The organism is Streptomyces sp. NPDC016845, from assembly GCF_044332585.1.
GTDB lineage: Bacteria > Actinomycetota > Actinomycetes > Streptomycetales > Streptomycetaceae > Streptomyces.
This window is the reverse complement of record NZ_JBIRPI010000004.1, coordinates 105,241-131,083: the sequence shown is the minus strand read 5'-3', so window position 1 is coordinate 131,083 and position 25,843 is coordinate 105,241. Positions and strand designations below refer to the sequence as shown.

Sequence of the window (25,843 nt, the reverse complement as noted above, 5' to 3'; positions counted from 1 at the left end):
GACTTTCGGCGACGGCGATCACTTCGGTGCCCGGGGATGACCGATGTGCCCGCACACGATGGTCAGTTCGGGGGCACAGCAAGAGCCCGAAACCCTGCCCCGCGGGTGCGGGGAGGAGTAGCGTGGCTCGACAGGTCAGCTCTTGGCGGGTGGTATGACACCCAGCCCCCGTAGTAGTGCTTCCGGCCCCGGACGCTGACGTTTCTGTGTGGCCGGAGGCCGTCATGACCGACTCTGCATTTCCCGCGGGCCCGCCGTCGCGCAACGGGCCGCCGCGGCTGCCGCGCGAGGCGCGGATCACCGCCGCGCTGATCGACCTGGCCGACACCCTGGTGGAGGACTTCGACCCGGCCGAGTTCCTCTACCGGGTCGCCGAACACTGCATGGACCTGCTCGACATCGGCGACGCCGGCGTCATGCTCGCCCTCCCGGACGGGCCGCTGCAACTGGTCGCGGCCTCCTCCGAACGCGTCCGCCTGGTCGAGCTCTTCGAACTCGACGCCAACGAAGGCCCCTGCCGGACCGCCTTCCACGACTCCGCACCCGTCGACCACACCCTCGACGCCGAACACTCCAAACAGTGGCCGCGGTTCAGCATTCGCGCACACCAGTCCGGCTACACCTCCGTGCACGCCACCCCGATCCGGCTGCGCGGGCAGACCATCGGCGTGCTGAACCTCTTCCGCCAGGTGCCGGGCCCGCTGCTCGCCGCCGACCGGCATCTCGCCCGAGCCCTGGCGGATGCCACCGCGATCTCCCTGCTCCAGCAGACCACCCTGGATCAGCACCGTACGGTGCGAACCCAGCTCGAGACCGCCCTGAAGACCCGTACCGCGATCGAGCAGGCCAAGGGGTTCCTGACCGCCCGCTACGGCACCGACCCCGCCGCCTCCTTCGACCACCTGCGCGCCTACGCCCGCAGGAACCATCTGCGCCTGGTCGATCTGGCCCGCGACGTGGTTGCTGGGACCGTTACGATCCCGCCGCCGCCGCCGCCGCCGCCGCCGCCGCCGCCGACCACCGACCGAGCCGCGGCCCGGCCCTGACCGTGTGTGCCGGCGGCCGGGGTGCGGGCCGCAACGGACCGGACGGAACGCGCGTAGTGCCATTGCCGTGGACGGGTGGGGGAGAGCCGGTAATCGTGCTCGTGCCGGCTGCCGCGCAGCTCAGCTGCCCGAAGCCCGGCTTGCTGGTCGCTGTGGCGCCCGCCGCTGGTGCGGCTGCTGGTGGCTTGGTTGGCGGAGCGTTCGAACTTGATCTGCGGACGTCCAGTTCGGAGTTGTCCAGTGTGGTGATCGCGGCGTCGAGGTCCGTCTCGGTGTCGAAGGTGACGATGCCGAACGCTCGGCCGACACCGCTCTCCGAGTCGGGCCTGTGGCCGCTACGGGATCCGGACACCGCCGGGCCCGACGATGAGGACGGCGATGCCCTCGTCACGACAAGGACCAAGCCCTCACCTTGCCCTCCACGGCCTCCGGCGAGGCGACCAGCCGGCCGAGGGCGGGCAGTGCACGGTCGAGCTGTCGCTCTATGTGAGGTGGGCGTTGTACCGGCTCAGATATGAGGAGGCCAGTTCCGCGAGGGCCGGTCCATTGCCCTCGTAGGCCAGGGGGGCGAGGTCGGGCGGAGGAACGTATCCGTCGGGCATGGCCGCGTACGCGCGGTCCATCAGGCCCTCGTAGGCATCGGTCAGCGTCCGGGGCCAGATTCCGGTCAGCGGAGGCCGCATGCGGGCTTCGGCGGCGAGTGCCGCGTGGTGGGCTGCCGCCTCGGCGGCCGCTTCCTTGATGGTCAGGTCCGTGATCGGGGGGCGGGTGGGAGCGAAGGCCGCGAACGGCCCGGGCAGGGCCGCTGTGGTGGAGCCGGAGGTGAGAAGCGCCTCGGTCAGGACGGTGGCGATGAGCGGGGAGGCGTGCAGGCCGTCGCGATGGGTGCCTGAGGCCACCCACAGACCCTCTCTGGGGGTGGGGCCGATGACGGGATGCCCGTCCAGGGCGAGCGGCCGGTTGCCGTGATGGATCTGCATGACGGACGCCGTGGCCAGACGGTGGTCGAGCTGGCTGAGAGCGTTGTCGAGGAGGAAACGCAGAGCGCCGGCCGCGGGGAGGGGGGTGGGGCTCAGGCAGGGCTGGGCGCTGGCGCCGACGTAGTGGGATCCGTCCGCCTGCGGAACGGTGTGCAGCCCGCAGGCGAAGGCACGGTTGGGCGTGCGGATCACAGCGGGAAGAGGCTGCTGCCCGTCGAGGGTGAAGGCGGTGCCTGCCGCCGCCAGGACCGGTACGACGGGAAGGTCCGGGTCCAGGGCCTCGAGCAGCGGGGTCGTCCAGGCGCCGGCCGCCACGACCGTACGCGGGGCCCGGAAACCGCCGGTGGGGGTGTCCAGGAGATAGCCGCGCGCGGGCAGGGCGGCGAGGGTGCCGGCCGGTGTGCGCGTCAGGTTCGGCAGGGCTTCCAGCGCGGCGTCCAGGGTGGCCAGCCAGGCCCGGGCGTCGAGGAAACCCTCCTGCGGCAGGAACCACGCACGCAGCGCGCGGTCGTTGTCCAACGGGTGGTAGCCGGGGATGTCCGAGGGCGCGGATTCGTGGCAGGCCAGCCCGTGCTCGGTGGCAGCCTGGGCGATCGCGGTGAAAGAGGCCTCGTCCAAACGGGAGGAGACCGCGTTCAGCATGACGAACGTACCCGTGCCGTATCCGTCCACGGCCGGGGCGCCTGCGCCCGCGCGTGCACGTACGCGCTCTCGCCAGGCGGGCCACCGTGCGGCCGCTGAGACCGCGATCTCGGTGCGCAACCGCCCGTGCCGCGTCCGCGCGGCCTGGGCGGTGACCTCACCGAGGGCTCCGAGCATGGCCCCGGCCGCCTTCGACGCCGCCGCACCACCCGTGTCACCGGCCAGCACCACACGCAGGGCCGGTTCCGCCGAAGCCAGCGCGAACGCGATCGAACGGCCCACCGCCCCGGCGCCGACCACCAGCACGTCCACCTCTTGCGCTGCCATGACCACTCCCGACCTCATCCGCCCGCGCTTCCTCACCCGTCAGGTAAGGATGTGCCGTCCCCTGCGAGGAGCACCTGCGAAACGCCGCACCGTTCGGCGATGTCATCCGGAGTGTTCGTCACTGCTCCCCCCGCGCCTGCTTGCCGGGTCTGCTCCTCTTCCCGCCGGACTCGAAGCGAGCCACGGCCCGGCGAGCGAACCCGCTCCCGCGCGGCTCTCTCGACGGCGGTCAAGCCGCCGCCCTGCGGATGTCCCGCCCCACGAGGACTACCGAGGCCACCTTCACGCTGAACCGCCGACTTGCACCGTCTGCCGCTCTTCGGAGCCGGCTCCCCTGGGGATGCCGCCGGGCCGGTGGCTGTCCGCGGTCCGACTCAGCCAAGGCGTGTCCCGGCCGGTTGGTGCGGGAAGCCGGCGTGTCGACCGTGGATGCCCGGTTGTCCGACCGCGAGGAACACAGTCCCGTGATGCTGCTCGGTGTCGACTTCCACGAGTCCCCCACACCGCCACCGCCGTCGAGCCGGCATCGAACCAGCGGGTCGGGACGGTACGGATCGAGGCGAGCCTGCCCGATGATCCACGACCTCCTGGACGACCAAGGCGACCAGCAGCCGGACATCCAACGCCCCCCATGCGCCGAGCGGGCCGCCCCGCCGCGCGGCACCTCAGGTGTCCTGCGCCGACACCCGCACACGCCGACGCCCGCGCACTCAGCCACTTCCTCCGGCTCCGGCCCGCAGCGCCCGCAAGGTCTCCCGGCTACTGATGAGCCGACCCGACCACCCGACCGAGGGCCAGCGCGTCGTCAGCCATTGCAGGTGCCGGTTCCCGTGTCCTCGTTGCCGTGTGCCTCGCGGTACAGCCGCTGCTTGTCCTTCGTGAAGCCGTGGGACTCGAGCCAGTCCAACTGGGCGCGTACAGCGGACTGGATTCCCGCCTCGGTGGCTGTCGCGGCCCCTGAGGCGATCAGGTGGTCGGTCAGGTGTGCGGCCGGCGGCTGGATGGCGAGGAGTTGCCAGGCGACTCGGCGCGCATAGGTGCGTTCGGCCGGGGTCATGGTGTGGGTCAGCACGGCGCTGAGCAGTCGGTGGATCTGGATGGAGTTCGCGCGGTGATCGATCCGGGCGAGGCTGTACCGGTTCAGCGCCCTGATCGCTCGCGCGAGGAGGAGAGGGTTGGTGGAAGGCAGTGCGTCCCGGGCGGAGTCTCCACCACCGGGCGCGACGAACATGCCCCGCGGCACCGGTGCGGGAGCGAGTTGGGAGCAGACGTGGAGGATGCGCAGCGCCAGCGGTTCTTCCTCGCGGAGCCGGGCCAGGGCGAGATCCCAGGCGGCGGCTACCGGCACGTGATGACCCGGTGGGGTGTCCACGGTGAGCAACTCGCTGACCCTGCTCCGGAACAGACGCAGATACTCCTCTGCCGGCATGCCGGTGTCGAGCAGCCAGGCGGACGCCTGATCCAGAGCGAGCGGCAGGTCACCGAGGGCGTCCGCGAGTTGCTCGGCCTGATCGTGGCTGATGTGTTCACCGCGTCGGCGCAGCAGTTCGCGGCTGTCGTGCCGGGGAAGGGCATCGACCTCTACGGCTCGCGCCACGTGGGACCATTGCTTGTTGCGCGAGGTGACCAGGACCCGTCCCGGGCCACTGAGCGGGAAGAAGGGCTGTACGTCCTGCACGGCGTCGGCGTTGTCGAAGATCAGCAGCCAGCGCTGCCACAACTCCCCGGTCCGCAGCGTCTCCAGGACGGCGGGGACATCTGCGTGCGCGGGGGCGCCGGGGGACGGCGGCAGGCCCAGCAGGCGGGCGATCTCCCCGAAGGCGGCCACGATGCGCGTGGGGTGGTCGGAGGGTATCCAGCAGATGACGTCGTAGGCGCTGCTGTGCCGGTAGACGTGCTCGACGGCGAGTTGCGTCTTGCCGATCCCGCCCATGCCGAGCAGAGCCTCGACGGTCGTCATAGGGCCCTCGGGCAGCAATCGGTCCTCGAGTGTGCCGAGTTCGCGCGCACGGCCGGTGAAGTGGATGTTCCGTGGCGGCAGTCCGTACCAGATGCTCGTGGTGCGGCGTGACCGGACGGCGGACGGCGGAGTGTCTGTGGACAGCGCCGTGGCCGTCTCCGACACAGGGCCCAGTGCTGCGGAGCGGTCATGCACCGCAAGCTCGGCGCGCGGACCCGCAGCGAGGTCGGTCGACGCCTCCTCCTCAGAGGCGCGGAGGGAGTCCGAGTCCTCATGGGCGACGCGAGGTCCCGAGAGCGCGCGCAGTACCGCCTTCGACAGTGTCACGTACGCACGATTGACGTCCGTGACCACGGGCGGCGTCACCGGGTCGCCGAGGAACGACCGCAGTTGGTACGTCAGCACCTCGCGTTGCGCCTGGTCGGTGACGAGCGGGCGCGCCAGTCGCAGGGACCGGTAGGTGTCCTCGCGATTGCCGTACGAGAGCAGCTCCGCACGGACGTCGGAATCGATGGAGAAGCGGGTACTCCCGCCCCCGGCGTCGTCGTCGAGTTCCAGGCGCAGCAGCTCGGACGCGAGGAGCTCACCGAGGTGCTCCTGCTGGAAACCCGGGTCCAGCAAGGGTGGCAGTCGGTGTACGACGGCCTCGGAGAGCGGCAACGCGGCGAGACGGACGGCTCCGTCGAATGCGGTCGGGGACACCCGGGAGCGCGCGTGCCTGACGGTGGCCCTGGCACTCTGAACGGCCGCCTGGACCTCCGCGGACCCCCGGGGGCCGTCGGGGCGGGAGGTGAGCATCACGGGCAGTCTGAACGGCTCGCGCGTGCGCCGTCCGGCCGCCAGCCGTGACCAGCGGCCCAGGAACTCGGGGTGCAGCCTCAGGACAGGCACCAGCGGATCCGATCCTGCCTCCGTGCCCAGCACCTCGTCGTCGAGGGACAGGCCGTCGAGAGCGTCGACCGGCCGGGTGAGCGGGGCGAGCTCCGCGTTCCCGGGCCCGTGCGCGGCCCGGTGCAGCAGCGCCGGGCGCACCTGGATGCCCGTCCACGCCCACGTACGCTCGGGGAGCAACTGCACGACCGCGGTCGTGTGCGTACGGGCCAGGTCGCGCAGCAGCGTCTGCGCCGTTCCGGCGCGCCAGGCCGGTCCGATACCGTCGGTCAGGACCAGGACGACGCTGCGCCGGCCCGGGGTGCCCAGGGACCGGGGGGAGACCTCTCGGGTCCGGTTGCGCAGCACCGGCGGGCCGCCGTCGGTACTGGGCGTCGTGTCGAGCCTGAGCGTCCGCACGGCCCCGAAGGCGTCGATCCGCGCGAGCAGTTCGGCGAACTCCGCTCCGGTCCGGTGCCACAGACTCATGGTCGGGCTGTCGTCGATGATCAGCGTCGCCTCATGCCACGGGCGGCTGCGGGCCGGCCGGAACACGGGCAGCCAGAAGTCGTCCTCGACGGCCCGCCGGGCGGTGGCCGCCTCGTCGAACCGGGTGGAGCAGCTGTCCACCGTGTGGGTCCGCAGCGGGCGCAGCGCGCGGGCGAGCGCCAGGGGAGCGGCGAGCGGGGGCGCGCCGACGCGCCGCCCCTCGGACTGGGGATCGGAACGGGGAAATGCCGCGGGGGTGTGCGCGGGCGGCCGAGGCCGCGGAAGGAAAGCGCTTGGGCCGGCGGGCTGCTCGGCGGCGTCCGCCGGCGGCATGGGCTCGGTGCGCGGATGCCCGTTCCCGGTCAGGAGGTCAGGGTCGGTAGATGGCGTCGGCTCGGAGTCCCGGGAGTCGGGGGTCTCCTCCGGAGGGCGTGGGCCGGGGGGCGGGTGGTCCAGCGCGCCGCCGCGTCGGCTGACCACGCTCGCCAGCCACATCGCTTCGGCGATCTCCATGGCCGTCAGATCGCCAGAGGGCTCGGGCCGTTGTCGCGTCATCGCTCGGTCCCCCGTCCCCGGTCTCGTCCCGGCTGGTTCTGTCGAAATCGTTCAGCAACACCGTCACGCCCACAGCGGCAGCGGCACCGGACGGCGCCGTCCGCTGCGAGCCGTTGTGCCGGTGGGCGGGTCAGTAGTCGGACAGTCGCCGCCACACGGCGGCCATCAGATCGTCCCACTGCTCGCCCCGCGCCGGGTGGTCTCCCGCGGTCATCAGGTGGACCGCGTTGAGGAGCTGGTCGGCGGCCAGACCGCCGGATCTGGCGCTTCGTTCGTGAAACTGCGCGATGACCGCGCGGGCCCGTTCCGCGACCTCGACCGAGAAGTGCGCGGCCACCATCGCGGCAAGCTCCTCGACACCGGGCTGTGGAATGTCCAGACGCAGACACCGGCGCAGGAAGGCCGGGGGGAACTCGCGCTCGCCGTTGCTGGTGATGACCACGATGGGGAAGGCCCGGCAGCGCACGCGCCCGCCCCAAACGGGGGCTTTGACGCCGGGGTCATCGGTGTGCACGTCGAAGCTCGGTGACCGGGCTTCGGACCGCGCCAGTTCAGGTATGCCGAACGTGCCTTCCTCCAGGACGCTGAGCAGGTCGTTGGGCAGGTCGATGTCGCTCTTGTCCAACTCGTCGACGAGCAGCACCCGGGGGCGTTCGTACGGCAGCAGAGCGGTTCCCAGAGGGCCCAGACCGAGGAAGTCCCCGACCGGGGGTGCCCCCTCCGCCACGGGCCCGCCGACCGCGCCGCCGGGGACGTCGAGCGTGGCCCGCCAGGTCGCCGTGGCCTGCACGCGGCCGATGGCGTCGTAGGTGTAGAGCCCGTCCTGAAGCGTGGTCCGGCTGGTGACGGGCCAGTACAGGACACGTCCCAGGCGCAGTTCGTGGGCGATCTGGTACGGCAGGGTGGACTTGCCGGAACCGGGCCGTCCCGTGACCAGCAGCGGGCGCCGCAGACACAGCGCCGCGTTGATGATGTCCAGTTGCGCCGCGTTGCCCGGCACCGTCGGCGTGTGCGTGCCCAGGCGGCGTCGGGTCTCGTCGGCGTCCTCGGGCGGGCCGGGGTGGACCGGACCGCCGTCGAAGGTGCGCCACGGGGGAGGGGGAGGCAGGGCGTCGATCCCGTCCGGGCGGGGCACGCCCGTGCCCCGGTAGATCCCCCACCCCTCGGCGGACGCCGACGCGGACCCGTGGTCGAAGACATCAGCGGTCACGCGTCTCCCCTTTCGCCGGCCGGGCGCGGCCGGACGATGCCGTGGCACTCACGCACCTACATGGTCTGCCCATCCTGGCGAAGATTCGCGCCGCGATCGGCGGAACGGCCGTATTCGCCCGCGGAGGTCATGGCCGTCGGCGCGCCGGGCGGCGGACGGGACGGGCCCGACACGGCAGCGAGGACCGCCGCGCGCACCCGGTGGAACGCCGCCGTCTCCGGCACGGTCCCTTCGGTGGCCTGCTCCGAAGGGGGAGGCGTGGAGAGGCTGTCCCAGCCCCGCAGAGCGACGACACCGAGGTCCCGGGCCAGGAAACGCATGGCGTCCTCGTGGAGCCTGACGGTGTCGGCGCGGGTGGCCGAGGAGAGCAGCGATTCGCGCACCCCGTCGGGGAAGTCGAAGGTCACCTGGTCGTGCCGGCGGATGACACTCCGGCCCACCACCGGGACCAGCAGCCCGGCGATGATCAGTTCCGAGAGCAGGTGCGGCGCCGAACCGGGGATCAGCCGCGACTGCACGTGGTGCATCACCGGCAGGTTCAGCGGCACGGCGGCCAGAGCGCCGGCCAGTCGCCGCGCCCACTCGGTGCCCGCGTGCTCGAACACGGCCAGGAGGCCGGCGGCCGAGGCGGGGGCGTCCTGCGGTGCGACGGGCGCCGGGTCACGGGGGACCAGCATCGCAGGCAGTCGTATCCAGCCGTTCGCACCCCCGGTCAGGAAGTCGGCCCACTGCTTGAGATGGTCCTCCCGCAGAGCGAGGACGGGTACGGGGAAGACACCGGGGCGCGCCCCCTCCCAGTCGGTCAGACAGGAGGGAGCCCTGTCGGCCCCGGTGGCCAGCAGCGTCAGGGGCTCGGGCCGGATCCCCGTGCTCGGCCACAGCCGGTCGTGCACGAGGTGGACGAGGGCCACGGAGTGTTCCTGACCGAGGGCGTGCAGAGGAGCGTCCAGAGCGCCGAGCTGCCAGGCGGACGCGATGCCGTCGGTGAGGACCAGGAGCGGTCCGGGCGGCAGGCGCACCGACCCGACCGCCGAAGGCCGCGGTCCATGGCTGTCGAAGGCGACGACCCGGTCCCGGCGGCACAGGCCGAGCCAGGACAGCAGCTCGACGAGTCTGCGAACGACGGGTTGCCAGACCTCCATGGACAGCGCGTTGTCGACCGCGACGGTCATCTCCCAACGGCCCGCCGGCCCGGCGTCACGGTGGAGCTCCTCGGCCAGGAACGCCTGGTTCTCGGAGGCGTCCGAGGGCGCGCCGTCCGCCAGCGCGTGCAGCGCCCGCACGATCTGCCGTTCACTGAGCGGGCCCACGGCACTCGCGCTGGGACGCGGCCACGGCGCACGCTCCAGGGCGCGGGCCATCACCCACGAACGGGCGGGCCGCCTCGTGGTCCCCTCCGCCGGTCCCGAGGTTTGGCCGGGCGCTCGTACCGCCTCGGGCTCCCCGCTCACAGTCCGCTCCACACCGGTTGCCGGTACGGGTCGTCCCACAGCAGCACCAATCGTTCCCCGGCCGGGGAACGGCGGCGCAGATCGAGCAGCCGGTCGGGCAGATCCACGAGCCGGTCCCGGGAGAGCAACTCTGCGGCCGCGGCACGGAAGTCCGGGCGTGAACAGTCCTCGATGTCCCAGAGCAGTACGGGGATGCCCAGGCGCAGGGCGGTCGCCGCCTCCCGGTCGCCGCGCGCGTTCCCCGTGCCGGGCGGGGCGCTGAGCACGCATCCCACCAGGGCGGCGTCCGAGGACAGCCGCGCGTCGAGCTCCGAGACGCCGGCGTCGTCGTCCAGGGGGTTCCAGTGCATCGAGGAGGGCGCGCCGGAGGCGTTCAGCTGGTCCCAGCGCCGCGCCCATCGCCCGTGCGTCGCCAGATTGCGCAGTCGTTCCAGGCTACGGACGACCACCGGACGCTCACGCAGGCCGAGCCCGGCGGTGCCGTCCCGCCGCAAGAGGTCAGCCGGGAGATTGAGCAGCGCGAGCGGGAGGATGAGTTCGACTGCGGTGAGCGCCTGCGTCGTGCCGGCCGCCCGTACCTCCTCCGCGATCACGTCCGCCACTGACGACGCCACTTCGTCGGCAGTGACCTGTTGCTCCTCGCCCGCCACGAGGTCGTGACCGGAGCCCACCCAGCGCGACAGCGTGTACCCGTCGGAGTCGAGGAGGTCGGGAGCCAGTTGCAGCATGAGCAACCGTTCCGGGCGTGCCCCTTTCTCCTGGTGGGCGAGTTGCCGGGCGCGGTCCAGTTCGGGATCCAGCGACCACGCTCGCGACCAACGGTCCAGCCAGGCCCCCAGGACACCGGCCCCCTGTTCGCCGTGCGTGCGGAGGAACCGGTCGTCCTCGGCGAGGAGTACGAGGAGCTCGGCGGCGGGCGGCAGCCCGGACGCCGGGACATTGAGGCCCATCAGATGCAAGAAGGCCGACCAGGCAGTCGTGCATCGGCCGGGCAGAGCGCTGACGCGTCCCCCCGCGGCGCGCCGGACCAACGCCGCGAGCGTGGGCGGCTCCAGGTGGATGAGGAGGGCGCGCAGGGCACTCCAGTCGACCTCGGGAAGCAGCTCCATCGCCTGCCATTCGTCGGCGAGCTGAGGGAGCAGGCGCAACGTCTCGGGGCTTCCCGCCGTGGCGGCCACCGCGTGTTCCAGGGTCCGCAGCCCGAACGGCTCGCTCAGACAGGTGTCGACGACGGTCCTCAGCGCCTCGGCCGCCAACACGTCGCCGCCGACCGGGAGAGGCCGGTTCAGCACCTCTTCGAGCTCGTCCAGCCAGACTTGCGCGGTGCGTACGACGGACGGGTCGTCCGACAGGAGCTTCAGCAGCGCGGTGCGCACCCGCGAGGTGTCGGAGGCGGACGGCCGCGGGGGCCGGCCCTGCCGGGCCGGATCGTCCTCGCCGGGTGTGCCGTGCCGACGGCCGGTGCCGCCGTCATCGCTCATGGTGGCCCCCAGGCGCGGGCACGTCCGGCGACGACGGCGTCGGATCGTGAACGTAGCTGCCCAGTCGTTGGCCCAGCGCGCTCACGAGGGTGGACAGCACCTCGCGCACCTCTGGATCGGTCACCCTCCCCGCGGCCAGACGGTGTCCGATCCATTTGGCGACGCCGGCGTGATCGGTCGGCGTGTCGGTGGGGTACGGCGCGGGCAGCCAGTCCAGCACGACATTCGCGGCGGCCTCGTGCAGCACCGCGTCGCCCGGTACGAGCCCGAGCAGCAACGGCCGCCAGACGCCGAGCAGGCCGAGCCCCACCAACCGCGCCCGCTCCAGGCTGGGGTGGCTCCCCGCGGTGTCCAGTCGCTGCAGCCACATCTGTGCCGCCCGCATGGCGCGCTGGTCCTGACTCTCCGCCGCCAGCCGCCCGAACCACCCCACGGCGGTGACGGCGTGGGCGGACACGGCCACTTCGAGGACGCCGCGCCCGGAGTGCACGTAGCGCACCGGCGTCGAGGCCGCCGCCGTCGAGTCCGCGACGGCCTGGACGAACACCGAAGCCTCCCTCAGCGCCGCGTAGGACACGGCCAGCACCCGCCGCACCACGTCCTCCGGGGTCTCGATCAGGACGGAACCGATGCCGAACCCGGTCTCGTCACCGGGGATCCGGCTCAGCAGGCGGCGCCGTGCGCCCGCCGAGAGCGTCAGACCTTCCGGCCGCCCGCTCGCCGTGAGCAGGAAGTCGATCGCGCCCATATGGCCGAGGGCTTCCTCCAGGCCGTCGTCGTCGCCTCGCTCCAGCAGCTGGGTCAGGACGTCGTCGTCGATCTCCGACTCGTAGAAGGTGCGGGCCCATGAGCCGTGTACGGCCTCCTGCACGCCGTGCCGTCGCAGTTCCTGGGCAGTCCGGTGAGCCAGCCGGACCCGCGTCGGGCGCGAATGCCGGCCGACCGCGGTGACCAGGGCGGCCAGCACATCCAGCTGGTCGGGGCGCGCCGTGGCGGTGATGCGCTGGATGAGCCGCCGGGCCACGGGCAGCGCCGCCGGGCCCAGACCGCCCATCGCGGTGGCGGCCGCGAGCAGCCGGTGGCCGGACGATTCGGTCGAGACCGACTCCAGCAGGTCCCAGGGTGGCCCCGCCGGGTCGGACAGCACCCGGTGCGCGGCGGCCACCGCGGACAGTTCGTCGCCCTCGGCGAAGACGCGCAACGCCTTCCGCCGCACCTCACCCTCGCTCAGCAGGAGAGCGGCCGCCGGATCGTCGGGGTCGGCTGCGAGCCGGGCGCGCGCCGGGCCGTGCAACAGCCCCGACCAGTTGGGCAGATCGGCCAGCCCCGGCGCGAAGCGGTGTTCCAGCAGCAGATCCAGCACCATCGGATCGCGTGACTGCCCCAGGAGAGCGAGCAGTTCGGCCCGCTCCCGCACCAGGGCTGCGCTCTCAGCGGTGACCGAGGTTCTCTCCGCCTCCGCATCGGCTTCCCGCAGCCGTCGGACACAGGCGGTCTCGCGGTGCTTGTGCTGACGGGGCGTCAGAGCGATGTCCATCGAGTCCAGGGCCGCGCACGCCTCACGGACCACCGGCCAGGGTGCGTCGGACCGGACACGTTCGCCCGCGAAGCCGCTGAGGGACATCAGCCTCGCCCGCCCGATCGCCCGCAGAGCGGCCGTCTCCACCGGCGTCGGTGCCGGTTGCGGGGCGCCGAGGACGGCGTCCACGGTCCTGCGCAGAGCGTCGAGTGCGGCGCTGCCGCGGTCGCCGTCGCGACGGGCGGAGGCGGTGTCACGGCTCAGCTGATCGGCCATGGCCCGCAGGGAGGAGAGCCGGGCGCCCGGCGGGTGGCCGGGGCCGGCGGCGACGGCCGCCAGCGTCGACCAGGCGGGTTCCCGGCGCAGCACCGCCAGTGCGGTGGCCGCCCGCTGCCACGCTGTGCGGCCCGCGGTGGCGGCCTCCAGCGTCTCCTTCTGGCGTGCGACGAAGACCCGCGTCAGTTCGGTGGGCGGGGCCAGGCAGTGACGCAGCAGCCAGGCGCCGTAGCGCGGGTCGGCCGAGGCGGCGGTCTCCAGCAGCCGCGTCAGGCCGCTCAAATCCTCGGTCGGGAGACCGACCAGCATGCGGACTGCTTCCTGCCAGTCGAAACGCAAGATCCTGCGCAGCGGCCGGTCCGGGTCCGTGACCGCGGAGCGGGCGAGCGCCCGCGCCGCGAAGTAGCTACGGAACAGCTCGTGGAAGAAGCCCACTTCCCCGTGTTCCTCCGTGAGGAACTCCGAGGCGATCACCTCGTCGAGCACCTCTCGCCAGTCCGGGCGCACCCGCCCCAGGTGAGGAGCGAGCCGCCGTAGGGGACCGCGGGCGAGATTGCCGCTCTCCGTCAGATGTTCACCGACGGCTTCCAGCAGAGGCAGCTTGTCCTCCAAGCCGTACCGGAAGCGGCTGTTGCTGTTGCTGTCGCCGTCGCTCTCCGCCTCGTGATGCCGTTCGGTGAGGTACCAGGTGGTGAAGGCGTCGAACAACTCACCGACCGTCCGCGGCGGCGGATCGAGGGACGTCTGCGCCTCGACGGCCATCCACAGGAACAGCGGGGTTCCCATGAGCCTGCGCAAGCCCGAAGGAGCGCCCGCCCCGCCGTCCGTGTCATCGGCGCCCTCGTCGTCGAACAGCAGACCCGCCAGCCGTCCGCCCGTGTAATGACGGGCCTGATCACGGGTGACCGGGTGCAGGACCACGGTCGGCAGACGCAGGATCTCGGCCGGCGCCGCATGGTAGGCCGAGGTGCGGTGGCAGACGGACAACCGGACGGCGGGATGGTCCGCACGCAGGCGCTCCAGCCACCGGGACACCGTCGTCCTGGCCTGCTCGGAGACCTCGTCCAGACCGTCGAGCAGCACATGGATGCCGTCGAGGGACAGGAGATCTCCATAGGTGGCGGCCTCCTCGGGGGCGGCGCCGCGACCGATACGGGCCAGCAACTGGTCGTGCCGGAGGGCGGGGCGCCATTCGCGGGCGATGTCGGCGGCCGAGAGCAACACTGGCATGCGTACGGCCAGTCCAAGCCGTGTCGACTCCCCGGTGACGGCACGGGCGTAGGCGTACTCCAGCTCGCGCAGCACCGTCGACTTGCCCGCCCCGGCGCTGCCCACGAGGACTGCCGCCTGTTCGTCGGCCAAGAGCCGCAGCGCGCTGCCCTCGCGGGTGCCGCCGTCGGTGGAGGCGCGCAGGTCGATGTAGGGCGAACGTCCGGGCCGCAGTGTGCGCAGCCGACGTTCCACGGCGCTGCCGCACAGCGCGCGGATCGCCTTGTCGCGGGCCTCTTCGAGGGCAGCGGTGAGCGGGTCGCGGGGCGTGGTGGGGCGGCCGTCGGCAGAGGCGAGGAAGCCCGCCGGCGCGGTGGCGGGCGGGGGAGCGGTGCGCCCGGCGAGCGAGGGGAGAGCCGCGATCAGGTCCAGCAACAGCCCGAGCTCCTCGTTCCGGGCCGGATCGAGCTGGGGCAGCAGCCACGCGGCCAGCGGGCGCAGTTCGGCGGCCGGCCACAGCTCGAAGGCTCCCGGCTGCCCGCTCCCGCGGTCGGCCAGACACTCCCCGGCCACGCCCGCGGTCACCAGCGCCGCGCCCGCGCTGAAACGGTCGTGGGCCTCGGCCGGCCACTTCAGGGTCCGGCAGGCCGCCAGGGTGAGCTGAGCGAGATACTCCCGCCACCAAGGACGGCGCCCCCGGTCCGGGTAGATGCCGCGAGCGGTGGCCCGTACCTGCCACAACAGCCGGAAGGCGGCCACGAAGCGTTCGGACTCACCCGCCAGTGGCCACTCGTCGGCGCCGGTCACGGCGAGCGGATCCTCCGTCGGCCGCCCCAGCCGGCAGTGCACCGCCAACGCCCTTTGCAGTCTGACGAGTTCGCTCCAACCGAGCTTCGGGGCAACGACATTGCGCAGCAGGTCCAGCTCCAGCCAGGCGGGATCGCTCATGTGCGGTTGCCGGTCGTCGGCCCGCGCATGGTCGATGAGGTAGGGCTGATCGTCGGCCACGAGGAGGTTGCGCGCGTTGAGATCGCCGTGGGCGGACGCCGAGAACCAGCCCTCCACGGGATCGCACAGGAGGGAATGCAGCAGGGCGAACGGATGCCCGAACTCGCAACCGTCCAGCCTGGCCACGGAGTTCTCCAGGACGAGCGCGTCCCCGAGCAGTTCACGGCACAGCCGCGCATACCGTTCGGTGCGGGCGGCGACCACCGTGGCATGCAGCAGCCGGCCACCGTCCGCCTTCCCGTCCGCTGCTGCCTGCGGCAGTTGACCACCTGCAGCCAGGCGCAGCTCGACGCGGGTGTCCGGGGAGGGGCGCGCCAGCAGCACCCCGTCGGCGGACGAGATCGAGGACACGTCCAAGGCGATCCGCTTGCCGGCGCGAAGGCGCGGATCGCGCGCGTCCTCGTCCGCGGCGCAGGAGGCGGCGAGCAGATCCGCCGGATAGACCCGCTCCGACGGCGCACCGCTGTCGTCAGCCTCCACCAGCAGATCAGGCCCCAAGGTGGGGTTGAGCCACCGCAGCGAAATCCGGGGGTCGGGAGCCACGGCAAGGTACAGGGTCCCGCCGAGCTGCCGCAGCAGCCGCCGCACGGCGGCCCGCGCGCTGCGCAGGGCCTCACCCGAGCCGCCCACGGCCTGCCCGGCGAGCTGCTCCAGTGTCAGCAACGGCCGTCCCGGCTCCCCGATCCGCTGGCTGACGTGCTGGTACACGACGACCTCACGATCGCCGGGCAGCGACTCACCCGAACCGAGCATGGTCGCGCTGACCGCGCTGACCGACGTGCGATAGGGAGTCTCCAGCGGCGCCATGTACGCCTTGTACGCCTCCCATTCGGAGCGGGCGGCCGACGCCTCCTGCAATTTCGCCACGTGCCACTCGGAGAACTCCGGCGTTCCGCGCTGCACCCGGATCTCCAGGACCTGGGCGCCACTGCGACCGCCGGTGATCACCCGGACGACCTCCACCCGGTGCACGGGCGGCACCAGACGCCCCGGGCCCTCTCCCACGGCGATCCGGCTGAGCACCCACTCGATCTCGGCCCGCTCGCCGTCCTCGATCCCGCACTCCGGTATGAAGCGCACTTCCACCACTCGCCCCCCAGCACGCTCGTCTGCCGGTAGTCTCCCATCGAAAGCACTCGTGGGGGGCGGGTACACCCATGCTGGAAGCGATCTGGACGGGCCTGCTCGTCGCCTTGCTGAGCTGGCTCGCCGCCATTCTCTGGCGCAATAGGCGCCGCCTGTCCCTCCTCGCCCTCGCACTGCGGCCTCGCCGCCAAGTGCGGGTCTCGGCCGCCTCGTTGCTCCGTATCCAGGACGACGATCACCACGTCCTCGTCCACTCGCCCTACCGTCCCGACTCCTACGGTCCGTTCGGCGGCGTACTCAAGTACCACTCCTCGGCCCGTCCCGACCTGGACCGGCTGCGCTTTCGCGAGGACGACCGGGTGGACCGGCGCATGCACAGCGACCTGCGGGGCTTCCTTCCCGCCAGAGCCCTCCCCCGCTTCGCACGCTGGCTCGACGCGGAACGGGACCGGGAGACCGCTCTCGAGGCGATGCGCCGCGAACTGGCCGAGGAACTGACCGAGATCGGCCACCCGGAACTGACCGCCGGTATCGCGAACCTGCACTTCGCCCATGTACGGCACGTCCTGGAAGGACCGCTGAAGGTGCCGGGCCGCGCCTACCGGCAGATCCGCTTCTTCGACGTGTTCGACCTTCACCTCGACACCCCGGAGGCGATCGCCCTGCGCGACGCCCTCCTCACCCTCGCGGCCGATCCCGGAGATGTCGGCGCGGTGCTCGTCACCTCCGACGACATCCTCCACGGCCGCCACGGCCGCTTCTACATCGGCCCGCACGCCGCATACCTGATCGGCCCCCACCGCCTGCGAGCCGACCTGCCACCACTGCGCTGACAGCGCGTGCGCGGAACGGGCCCGTGGGCCTCCGCCGGACGCTCGACGGCTCGACCGGTGTCCGGCGGCATCAACGAGCCGCGGAAGGCGTTGCCCTGTCGTGCGGGCACGCTGCCAACGGTCGCGCGGCCAGGCCGACGCGGCTGTCACTGTCGAGGTCACCGGCGGCGAGCGAGCGTCCGCCGGGTGTGTCCAGGAGACCGCCACTCTGCAGTCCGTACGGCGAGCCGCGCTCGACCACGGGCGGCACCGGCCGCGACACCGGCCGGGGCGGAACCTGGCGGGGCGCTGCCGGCGGCCCGGGCGTCACTCGCTCCGATCGCCCAGGTCAGCGCCACGGCCCCCGTGACCAGACAGCTGCGGCGCGGGCCAGGGCGTGCGGTACGGGTCTGCCCGGGCACGGACGGTGTCTGACGGCGCGTGAGCGGTTCGGTCAGCGGGTGGTCAGGGTGCCCTGCTCGCGGGTGGCGACGGAACCCTTGCACTCGGCGGTGGCGTCGGCCGTGCCGGGCCGCGCGGCGCCGAAGACGGCGGCGAAGCGGGCGGCGTACGCGTCGTGCGCCGCGTCGTCGTCGATCTTCAGCAGCGCTTCGTCGTTCTGGCGGAGGGCGGGGTTGCTGTAGTTGTGGCTGCCCGTCCATACCAGCTTGTCCGGCTTGTTCAGGTAGTTGCCGTCGATCAGCAGGAACTTGGAGTGGATGAGACGGCGACTGTTCGTCGGGTCGCTGTCGTCCTCGTGGTTCTCGCAGCGGATGGCGGGGCCGCCGCTGTAGTGCACCGTCTTCCAGGCGGTGGTACCCATCGAGGAGTAGACGATCGACACGCCGCAGCCCTGGTCGCGCAGCTCGGCGAGCTTTGTGGCGACAGCGGTACGGGTGAACAGGAACATGCCCAGGCGGATCTCGGTGGTGCGCCGGACGCCGTCGGCGTCGGTGTAACTGCAGCCACTGATGTTGTCGAGGATGCCGACCACGGTGTCGGTGCTCGCCGTGGTGCCGGCCCGCGGGAAGAAGTACGGCTTGTACGGACCGGAGGTCGGCTGGGTGGAGTAGGCCCATGAGTCCCAGTCCATGCCGGCGAGCTTGGCGAAGTAGGCGCTGTAGGAGGCGTGCAGGCCCGGTTCGGCGATGACGTAGGCGTCGTTGTACATCTTGGTCCAGCTGCCGGTGCTGAAGTTCGATGAGGACTGCACCACCACGTCCTCGAGACCGGCGGTGTCGGAGAAGAGCCAGAACTTGTTGTGGTTGATGGAGTCGCCGAGGGCGGGATCGCCGAGGCAGGACTTGTTCTTCGGGCACATGCCGACGAACGAGGGCTGTTTGCGGTCGGTGCCCAGGGCCGCGGCGAGGATGCTGTACGTGGTGGACTCGGGCCTGCTGCTGACGCTGCCCTCGTCCAGCACGACCTGCACATCGACCTGTCGTTCGGTGTGCGCGGCGGCCAGGGCGCGCGCCACTTCGGCGTCCCAGAACTGGTAGACGGTGACCTTGATGGCCGAGCCCGGCGCGGTGCCCGCGATCAGGTCGAGGATGCGCAGCCGGATCGCCTGTTGTTCCGCGACGGTCCCGTCGGGCTGGTTGAAGACCCAGCCGGTCGAGGCGGTGGCCGCCGGTGCCGCGGTGGCGGTGCCGCCGAGCAGTACGGACAAAGCGAGCAGCAGCGCTGTCGCGGCGAGGGACACAGGGCGGACGAGTCGGTGTGGGGCGCGGGACATGCGGGCTCCTCGGTGGGGATGGGTTGGGAGGCAGACGAGAGCCAGGGACTCCCGGAAGTATTCCGGGAGTCCCTGGCCGGCCGGTCGGCGGCCGGTGTGTGGTGGCCGACCGGCCGTGCGTGCTTAGCGTGCGGCGGTGCCGAAGGTGGTGCCGGTGGCGGGCAGGCCGTTGGTGCCGGGCTGGTAGGTGGTCACTGTTCCGCTGGTGCCGCCGGGGATGACGTTGCTGATCGGCAGGGCGTGCAGGGTGCCGTAGGCGGCGGGGCCGTAGGGCATGCCGGCGTAGAGGCGGGTGCCGGTGAAGTGGATGCTTTCGCCGAGGCGGTGGTTGGCCTTGGGGGTGCCGGGGATGCCGTCGCCGTCGCCGGCCTCGATCCACAGGTCGTTGTCGCCGGCCGCGCCGATCATGCCGAAGACGTGGATGGCGCCGGAGGCGGTTTCGGTGCCGAGGTCTTCGCCGGGGGTCGTGACGACCAGGTCGCTGTAGCCGTCCTGGTTGTAGTCGACGGTAAGGGCGCGTGGAGCAACCTGGCCAAGTCGAAGAGGCTGCCTACGGACGGCCCGGTCCCGTTCGTGCCGCCCAAGAAGTGGGATCCCAAGCGGCCCCAGGAGCGGGGAGGCGGCTACAAGGACCGGTACGGGAACATCTGGACGCGGGCCAAGGACGGAAAGGACGAGTGGGACGTCCAGATCCCCAAGGGGAAGAACTTCGAGATCTTCGCCGGTAGCAAGAACCAAGGCAAGGACTATTCACACGCCAACATTTCGAACGACGGGCACGTAACGCACTGATGGACTTTATTCGACTCATCGCGGACGACGAGGTCGTCTTTCGGATCAGCATGAACCGAGAAGACGTGCACGCTGCCGACGAGGCGCTACAAGCATGGCTCCCGCTGGTGTCCCGCCTGCGGCCCATAGGAGTGGAGTTCACGGAAGCGGACCCCAGCGGTCTGCGCCACGGTTTCATGGGCGCGCTGATGGTGGCGCGCCGGCTGCCCGGAAAGGCCTCGGCGCCAGAGGAGTTCGAGCAGTTGCTGCGAGAGGTACTCGCCGAGCTGGAAGCGCCGGAACTCCGCTTGCGATTCAACGAGGGTGAAGGCCTGGAGGCGAGGGCTGAAGCGCCCCCCGGCCCGCAGCCTGGTTATGGTCCTCACGGCGTCTTTGTGCTCTTCGCCGCCTTGGGATATGACCCGCTGAACCCAGAAGGCGGCGTCATGGATTACGACGACGACGAGGATCTGTAGGCGAGGCGGCCCCGGGAGTACAAATTCCCGGGGCCGCCTGTGTGTTTGGGTGAGGTGTGTGATCGGTCCGCTGAGGGGCCATCCGCGGTCGGCGCGCCGGTCGGAAACGTCGAAGACGGTGGTCCGGATCAGCAGGGGGTCGCCTCCGCTGCCGTGCTTGATGACGGAGGAGACCAGCACCGGCAGCCAGCCGCTGCCCGCAGGCCCGCTACCCGCACGTTCACGCCGAGGCGGCGGTGCTTTCGGGAGAAGCCGGCCCGGCCGTCACCGACGCGGTCGCACTCGGCAGGTGTTCCGTCGAGCGGCAAGGCGGCGGGCTGGTGCTGAGGCAGTGCCTCCTTGGTCGAGGCGAGTACGCCAGGTGGCCCTGGTCGGGCGGCGGCTGCGCGTATTGACGCCTCGCGGTGGCGGGGGAAGCGTGAGGACCGGAGCGCGGGAGGCTTGCGCCGAGGGGCGTCTGCGGTGCGCGAACGGGGCGAGCGCGTGGTCCGCGCAGGAGTCCGGCCGTGGCGGATGGCCGGCGCGCCGGGAACTTCGGGGCCGGGTGAGGCAGGGACGTCCTGGTTTTCGGCCGCCGACGTGGAATGGGTGAGGGCAATGGCTGGAATCCTCGATGTCACCGAGTGTGCGGTACTGGGTCCGGATGTCGCGCAGGGGAGCGTGGCCCCGTCATGGCCCGGAGGCGGGTACACGCTGCACCGTTACGGGCGGGTCAGCATCGTGGCCGTTCCCGAAGGGCCCGCCCTCGGTCCGGGAGGGCTGGAGCCCGGCGAGAAGGACGGTCTGACCGAGGCCGAGGCGCTGGGGCTGGCAGCGCTGCGGCTGCGGGAGTCCGACGCGTACCGTGTGGCCAAGGAGAAGCGGCCACGAGCGGGCGAGACCTGGGACATGCCGGGCTGCACCATAGCGGGGGCCCCGCGGTCGGGCTCCGCTGAGCTGGGCACGGTTGCCCAGCCGCAGTCGACGAACAGCGAGTACCTGGAGGGCAGCGTCGCGGTCGGCATCGTCTTCGTGCAGGGGCCGACGGCCGATCTGCAGTTCACCGCGGAAGAAATGGTCAAGGCAGTGGCCGAAGTGCAGGACGGCCTGGCCTTCTTCCCCACGGCCAACCCGGTGGCGGGCATCGGCTTCGTCTACGACATCCAGAACGTGTCACTGACCGTGCTCCCCGACCCCGACGCGGGGAGGGACCCGGACCCGACCGTGCGTGCCGAGCAGTTGGAGGCCGTCTGGCGCGATCCGACGTTGGCGGAGCTCGGCCACGGGGCCGGCGTGGACGGGGTCCGCTCCTACATCGAGGCCCTTCGCCAACGCTTCAGTACCCGCTGGACGTACTGTGTCTTCTTCGCCAGGTACCCGATCGCCAACTTCGCCTACGCGAGGGGCGAGCGCACCCACGTGGTGATGGACTACGACAACGGCGTCTACGGGCCGGACAACATCGCCACCGTCTTCGCCCACGAGACCGGGCACGTCTTCGGCTGCCCCGACGAGTACACGTCGGCGATTCCTCCCTGTGACTGCGGTGGTTCCCACGGGCGCTACGGCCTCGTCAACGGCAACTGCGAGAGCTGCGCGGGCCTCACCGGAGTGGACTGCCTCATGAAGTCCAACGCGCTTGTGCTGTGTCAGTACACCCCCGGCCACCTCGGCTGGGCCCCGCAGTTGGTGCTGCGCGACTTCGGCTACGAGAAGGGGGGCTACCGGACCGACCGGCACCCGCGGACACTGGCGCGCGTGACGCCCAACAGGCGGCCGGGAATTTTCGGCTTCGCCGACGACGGCGTGTATCTGTCACTCGGACAGGCCGGCGGGCGCTTCGGGGCACCCCGACGCGTCGTGGCCGACCTCGGCTACACATCCGGCTGGCGAGTGGACAAACACCCGCGCTTCCTGGCGGATGTCACCAGCAAGAGCGGTGACGACATCGTCGGCTTCGGTGAGCACGGTGTGTGGACCGCCCTGGCCATCGGTGACGGGACGTTCATGGAGCCGACGTTCGTGATCGCCGACTTCGGCTACGAGTCCGGGTGGCGGGTCGACAAACATCCGCGCTTCATGGCGGACATCACCGGCGACGGCGCCGCGGACATCGTCGGCTTCGGTGAGCAGGGTGTGTGGACCGCGCTGTCCAAAGGTGACGGGACGTTCACGGAGCCGAGGTTCGTGATCGCCGACCTCGGCTACGAGTCCGGGTGGCGGGTGGACAGGCACCCCCGCTTCATGGCGACCATCACCCGCGACCCGATGGCGGACATCGTCGGCTTCGGTGAGCAGGGTGTGTGGACCGCGCTGTCCAAAGGCGACGGGACCTTCACGGACCCCGCGTTCGTCATCGACCAGTTCGGCTACGTGGCGGGAGGATGGCGGGTCGACAAGCATCCCCGCCTCCTGGCGGACACCACCGGCGACAGCGGTCTGGCCGACATCGTGGGCTTCGGCCCTGAAGGAGTGTGGATGGCCCGGTCGCTCGGCGACGGTCAGTTCGACACGCCGGGGCTGGTCAGGCCGCACTTCGGGTTCGACGCCGGAGGGTGGCGGGTCGACAAGCACCCCCGCCTCCTGGCGGACACCACCGGCGACGGGAAGGCGGACATCGTCGGCTTCGCAGATGACGGCGTATGGGTCGCCCGCGCGTGACGCGTCACGGAATCCGTAGACCCCCGGACTCGGCGTCCTTGGCCGGGGGCAGCGCCCCGACGAGTTGGGTGACGGCGACGAGGAGTGCGGCGGCGCAGGCGGTCACCACCACGTCCGAGACCGCCCAGGCCATCACCGCCCGTGAAGGCGGCCCAACCGGGGGAGAGGGACACTCCACCGCCCGGAAAGCGGAGCCTTCTCCTCTGACCTGCGCCACGGGCGGGCATCAATGGCCCTGTCTACGCGCCGAGTTGCAGGTCTCGACCCGCAGTGGTTTCCGCTGGATGGTGAAGTGAAGACCAGAGCACGCCCAAGAGCACGCGTATCCGCCTAGGAGGCCGTCATGGCCGGTCAGGGACGACGTACGGAGACGCCCGGCAACCCTTACCTGCGGGGACTGTTCGAGCCCGTGCGGGAAGAGGTCAGCGCTCGGGATCTGGCGGTGAGCGGGCGGATTCCCGAAGGGCTCGACGGGCGCTTCCTGCGCAACGGGCCCAACCCGCTGAACATCGAGGACCCGGCCGCGTACCACTGGTTCAACGGGCCCGGCATGGTGCACGGCGTGCGGCTGCGGGACGGGCGGGCCGAGTGGTACCGCAACCGGTGGGTCCGCAACGACGCCACCGCCGCCGCGCTGGGCGACAAGCCCGTCCACGGGCCCCGCCACCTCGACATGGACTTCGCGCCCAACACGCACATCCTCAACTTCGCGGGGCGCTGTCTCGCCACCGTCGAGGGCGGACCCCTGCCGTACGAGCTCGACGGCGATCTCGCCACCATCGGCCCGTACGACTTCCAGGGCACTCTGCCGGGCGGCTTCGCCGCGCACACCAAGGTCGACCCGGTCAGCGGTGAGCTGCACGCGGTGGCGTACTGCTGGGCCTACCCCTACGTGCAGTACCTGGTCGTCGGGTCGGACGGGCGGGTGCGGCGGCGGGTCGACGTGCCCGTCGAGGGGCGGCCGATGATGCACGACTTCTCCCTGACGGCCTCGTACGTGCTGCTGTACGACCTGCCGGTGGTGTTCGACCCGGCCGCCGCCTCGTCGCCGTCCGCCCTGCCGTACGTGTGGGACCCCGAACGGCGTCCGCGGCTCGGGGTGCTGCCGCGCGAGGGGCGGGCCGAGGACATCCGGTGGCTGGAGATCGAGCCGTGCTTCGTCTTCCACCCCATGAACGCCTACGAGGACGGCTCCGGGCTGCTCACCGTCCATCTGGTGCGCTATGACCGGCTGTTCGCGGCTCCGGACCGCCACGGGCCGGACGAGACGCCACCGAGGCTGGTGCGCTGGAGCGTCGATCTCGCGGCCGGAACCGTACGCGAAGACGGGGTGGACGAGCGGGCCGTGGAGTTCCCGCGGGTCGACCCGCGACGGGAGAGCGGGGCGCACCGGTACGGCTACGGGGTTCTCGAACCGGAGGGCGGCTACGGCGGTGACCGGGCCCGCCGGCATCTGCTGTCGCCGACGACGCCCGCGCCCGAGGTCACCCAGGTCGGCGTCGGCATCGTCAAGTTCGACCTGGAGCGCGGTCGCAGCGACCTGCATCGCTTCCACCCCCGAGGGGACGTCGGCGAGGCCGTGTTCGTACCGCGGGCGGACGGGAGGGCCGAGGACGACGGCTGGCTGCTGACGTACGCCTTCGATCCCGACCGGGGCGCCACCGACCTTGTCGTCCTGGCCGCCCAGGATCTGAGCGGTGAGCCTGTGGCGCGAGTCCACCTGCCGGTACGGGTGCCTGTGGGGTTCCACGGGAACTGGGTGCCGGAGGCGTAGGTCCATCATCGCCGCACCGATGGATCGGGCCAGTGCGGAACGGTGATGACGATTTTGCACAGGTGTGTGCTCTCGTCGCCATGTGGCGGTAGGCGTCGATGATGCCCTTGAGGCCGAGGACCCTGTCGATGACAGCGGGAAGGAGCCGGTGGCGAGGCCGGTGTCGACGTAGGAGACGCCGCGCTCCGGGCGGGCGGGGGGCCCTGCTGATCTCGAACACGGTGTACGTGTCGGTCGTCAGGGCGGGGAATGGCAGCCGCAGGACTTCGGACCCGCCGATACGGTCGAACGTGACGCTCTTGGCCAGCATGGTTCAAGCTCCTTCGACCGGATGACCTTCGAGGAGTTCGGCGTCGCTGCTCGAACATGTTCGATACGCGGCTTGATCGTGGCGCCCGCCGTAAAATCACGTGTCGAGTCCGGTGAGGTGATGACCGAGTGGCGTCAGCCGTCCTCGTCCGCCGCTTCGCCGGCCGCCGGTGACCGTACAGCCGACGCGTGTCTCTTCCTCGCGGAATCGGAATGCCGCGAGGGTGGGTGGGGGGGAGTTGTCTTCGGTGACGAGGCGGGGTTGGCGCGGCGGGTACCCGGCACAGCGCTGGACGCGACGGCTTCGGGCCGCAGGGCCCCGGCGCTCTCGGCAGCAGGCGGTGGCCGAGCTACGTGCTCAAGGCCGCTACGGCCCGGGGCTGCGCGAGGTGCTGCCGGCCTTCGTCGTCCTCGGTCTGGCGCTGCTGTGCACGCCGCTCGCTCTCGTGACGGTGCTCCGCAGGTCCGGCCCCGGCGCGCTGGCGGTCGCGGTCGCACTCCTCGCCGCACTCGTCGGCATGTGGCTCACGGGCCGCCGCGCTCTCGTCCACCGTCGCCAGGGCCTCTACACCCCCACCGAGCTCTCCCGCCTCAGTCGGCGTGGCCTGGCCCTGGCGGTCGAACGGATGCTGCGCCGGGACGGATGGCAGGTCACCGACCTCTCGGACGCGGGCGGTGTGCGGCTCTACGCTCGTGACGCCGAGGGCAGGGAACTGGACGTGGTGGTCCGCGCCTCGATCGACATCCCTCCCGGGGAGAATGTCGCCGGAGCCGGCTCCCCGGACGCGACCGTCAGGACTGGCGGAGACCGCAGCCGACTCGTGGTGCACCGGGGGTCATTCAGCCGCGCCGACGTCCAATGGGCCTCCCACCAGCCACGGGTGCGACTTGTCGACGGGGTCCGGCTGAACCGCTGGGCGAGCGGCACACCCCTTCTCGAACTCGGCCCGCCCCTCTGATCCGCACCATGTCGAGGCGAGGGGGCGCGCGCGTCGGGCCGGACCACCGTATGCCGGGAAGCCTCTGCGCAACGACGGCCAGGCCGCTACTCTCCTCCGGCGCCGCCAAGGCGCCCGCGGACCGGAGCCGCACGAGGTCGCCTCGGTACGGCCTCACTGTCGAGGGCCGCACGTCCCGAGAGCGGGCCGAGCCGGGAGACGACTGCCTGTGTCGGTCGTCGCTTCCCACCGCTGCACGGCCAGAGGGCATGGGATCCG

Annotated in this window: 15 protein-coding genes and 2 pseudogenes; 7 read left to right on the top strand and 10 right to left on the bottom strand. The window is 71.6% G+C overall.

Annotated elements, in window-relative coordinates; translation table 11 throughout:
• Nucleotides 1-224: 224 nt before the first annotated feature.
• On the top strand, nucleotides 225-1,046 hold the full coding sequence (locus ACH4RC_RS13745; RefSeq protein WP_398199475.1) for a GAF and ANTAR domain-containing protein: 822 nt from the start codon (nucleotides 225-227) through the stop codon (nucleotides 1,044-1,046).
• A gap of 482 nt (nucleotides 1,047-1,528) precedes the next feature.
• On the opposite strand, the gene ACH4RC_RS13740 is transcribed toward ACH4RC_RS13745, so the two are convergent.
• From ACH4RC_RS13740 to ACH4RC_RS13715, 6 genes are all read right to left on the bottom strand, one after another.
• A complete protein-coding gene (locus tag ACH4RC_RS13740) occupies nucleotides 1,529-2,995 on the bottom strand; it encodes an NAD(P)/FAD-dependent oxidoreductase (RefSeq protein ID WP_398199473.1) in 1,467 nt (488 codons plus the stop codon).
• An 805-nt stretch (nucleotides 2,996-3,800) separates the two neighbouring features.
• Complete coding sequence (gene fxsT / locus ACH4RC_RS13735; RefSeq protein ID WP_398199471.1) at nucleotides 3,801-6,869, bottom strand: FxSxx-COOH system tetratricopeptide repeat protein; 3,069 nt, start codon at nucleotides 6,867-6,869, stop codon at nucleotides 3,801-3,803.
• 130 nt (nucleotides 6,870-6,999) lie between these two features.
• Nucleotides 7,000-8,079 carry an AAA family ATPase gene (locus ACH4RC_RS13730; RefSeq protein ID WP_398199468.1) on the bottom strand — a complete coding sequence of 360 codons (1,080 nt, stop codon included), beginning with the start codon at nucleotides 8,077-8,079 and terminating at the stop codon, nucleotides 7,000-7,002.
• 56 nt (nucleotides 8,080-8,135) lie between these two features.
• Nucleotides 8,136-9,389, bottom strand: a complete 1,254-nt coding sequence (locus tag ACH4RC_RS13725; RefSeq protein WP_398199465.1) for an SAV_2336 N-terminal domain-related protein — start codon at nucleotides 9,387-9,389, stop codon at nucleotides 8,136-8,138.
• Nucleotides 9,390-9,526: 137 nt separating this feature from the next.
• Nucleotides 9,527-11,011 (bottom strand): hypothetical protein, encoded by a 1,485-nt coding sequence (locus tag ACH4RC_RS13720; protein ID WP_398199462.1) that lies wholly within the window; start codon nucleotides 11,009-11,011, stop codon nucleotides 9,527-9,529.
• The gene (locus ACH4RC_RS13715) at nucleotides 11,001-16,103 is read right to left on the bottom strand and encodes a hypothetical protein (protein ID WP_398199459.1); all 5,103 of its coding nucleotides are present in this window, start codon (nucleotides 16,101-16,103) and stop codon (nucleotides 11,001-11,003) included. The genes ACH4RC_RS13720 and ACH4RC_RS13715 overlap by 11 nt, the downstream gene beginning before the upstream one ends.
• Nucleotides 16,104-16,180: 77 nt before the next feature.
• On the opposite strand from ACH4RC_RS13715, the gene ACH4RC_RS13710 reads away from it, so the two are divergent.
• A complete protein-coding gene (locus ACH4RC_RS13710) occupies nucleotides 16,181-16,942 on the top strand; it encodes a hypothetical protein (protein WP_398199457.1) in 762 nt (253 codons plus the stop codon).
• A gap of 433 nt (nucleotides 16,943-17,375) precedes the next feature.
• Here the strand turns inward: ACH4RC_RS13710 and ACH4RC_RS13705 are convergent, their stop codons facing one another.
• Together ACH4RC_RS13705 and ACH4RC_RS13700 are read right to left on the bottom strand one after the other, a co-directional pair.
• Nucleotides 17,376-18,656, bottom strand: a complete 1,281-nt coding sequence (locus ACH4RC_RS13705; RefSeq protein ID WP_398199455.1) for a phospholipase D-like domain-containing protein — start codon at nucleotides 18,654-18,656, stop codon at nucleotides 17,376-17,378.
• Between the two features lie 123 nt (nucleotides 18,657-18,779).
• A pseudogene (locus tag ACH4RC_RS13700) lies at nucleotides 18,780-19,133 on the bottom strand (esterase); the annotation flags it as partial.
• Between ACH4RC_RS13700 and ACH4RC_RS13695 the strand changes: the two are divergent.
• Both ACH4RC_RS13695 and ACH4RC_RS13690 read left to right on the top strand, forming a co-directional pair.
• Nucleotides 19,074-19,448 (top strand): polymorphic toxin type 17 domain-containing protein, encoded by a 375-nt coding sequence (locus ACH4RC_RS13695; protein WP_398200480.1) that lies wholly within the window; start codon nucleotides 19,074-19,076, stop codon nucleotides 19,446-19,448. The pseudogene ACH4RC_RS13700 and the gene ACH4RC_RS13695 sit on opposite strands and share 60 nt — an antisense overlap.
• Nucleotides 19,448-19,903: a hypothetical protein gene (locus ACH4RC_RS13690; RefSeq protein ID WP_398199453.1), complete on the top strand. Its 456-nt coding sequence runs from the start codon at nucleotides 19,448-19,450 to the stop codon at nucleotides 19,901-19,903. The genes ACH4RC_RS13695 and ACH4RC_RS13690 overlap by 1 nt, the downstream gene beginning before the upstream one ends.
• 209 nt (nucleotides 19,904-20,112) lie before the next feature.
• Here the strand turns inward: ACH4RC_RS13690 and ACH4RC_RS13685 are convergent.
• Nucleotides 20,113-20,265: pseudogene (locus ACH4RC_RS13685) on the bottom strand (IS5/IS1182 family transposase); the annotation flags it as partial.
• Between the two features lie 235 nt (nucleotides 20,266-20,500).
• Here ACH4RC_RS13685 and ACH4RC_RS13680 point away from each other — a divergent pair.
• A complete protein-coding gene (locus tag ACH4RC_RS13680) occupies nucleotides 20,501-22,543 on the top strand; it encodes a hypothetical protein (RefSeq protein ID WP_398200544.1) in 2,043 nt (680 codons plus the stop codon).
• 4 nt (nucleotides 22,544-22,547) lie between these two features.
• On the opposite strand, the gene ACH4RC_RS13675 is transcribed toward ACH4RC_RS13680, so the two are convergent.
• Entirely contained in the window at nucleotides 22,548-22,676 is a 129-nt protein-coding gene (locus ACH4RC_RS13675; RefSeq protein ID WP_398199451.1) for a hypothetical protein, read from the bottom strand.
• A gap of 210 nt (nucleotides 22,677-22,886) precedes the next feature.
• Here ACH4RC_RS13675 and ACH4RC_RS13670 point away from each other — a divergent pair, with 210 nt between their 5' ends.
• Both ACH4RC_RS13670 and ACH4RC_RS13665 read left to right on the top strand, forming a co-directional pair.
• Complete coding sequence (locus ACH4RC_RS13670; protein ID WP_398199448.1) at nucleotides 22,887-24,317, top strand: carotenoid oxygenase family protein; 1,431 nt, start codon at nucleotides 22,887-22,889, stop codon at nucleotides 24,315-24,317.
• A gap of 650 nt (nucleotides 24,318-24,967) precedes the next feature.
• Complete coding sequence (locus tag ACH4RC_RS13665; RefSeq protein WP_398199446.1) at nucleotides 24,968-25,585, top strand: hypothetical protein; 618 nt, start codon at nucleotides 24,968-24,970, stop codon at nucleotides 25,583-25,585.
• Nucleotides 25,586-25,843 lie beyond the last annotated feature (258 nt).

Coding starts and splice junctions, on each gene's coding strand:
- ACH4RC_RS13680 (WP_398200544.1), top strand. CDS start 20,501: ATGGCTGGAATCCTCGATGTCACCGAGTGTGCGGTACTGGGTCCGGAT.
- ACH4RC_RS13720 (WP_398199462.1), bottom strand. CDS start 11,011: ATGAGCGATGACGGCGGCACCGGCCGTCGGCACGGCACACCCGGCGAG.
- ACH4RC_RS13675 (WP_398199451.1), bottom strand. CDS start 22,676: ATGGCCTGGGCGGTCTCGGACGTGGTGGTGACCGCCTGCGCCGCCGCA.
- ACH4RC_RS13745 (WP_398199475.1), top strand. CDS start 225: ATGACCGACTCTGCATTTCCCGCGGGCCCGCCGTCGCGCAACGGGCCG.
- ACH4RC_RS13740 (WP_398199473.1), bottom strand. CDS start 2,995: ATGGCAGCGCAAGAGGTGGACGTGCTGGTGGTCGGCGCCGGGGCGGTG.
- ACH4RC_RS13670 (WP_398199448.1), top strand. CDS start 22,887: ATGGCCGGTCAGGGACGACGTACGGAGACGCCCGGCAACCCTTACCTG.
- ACH4RC_RS13705 (WP_398199455.1), bottom strand. CDS start 18,656: ATGTCCCGCGCCCCACACCGACTCGTCCGCCCTGTGTCCCTCGCCGCG.
- ACH4RC_RS13690 (WP_398199453.1), top strand. CDS start 19,448: ATGGACTTTATTCGACTCATCGCGGACGACGAGGTCGTCTTTCGGATC.
- fxsT (WP_398199471.1), bottom strand. CDS start 6,869: ATGACGCGACAACGGCCCGAGCCCTCTGGCGATCTGACGGCCATGGAG.
- ACH4RC_RS13710 (WP_398199457.1), top strand. CDS start 16,181: ATGCTGGAAGCGATCTGGACGGGCCTGCTCGTCGCCTTGCTGAGCTGG.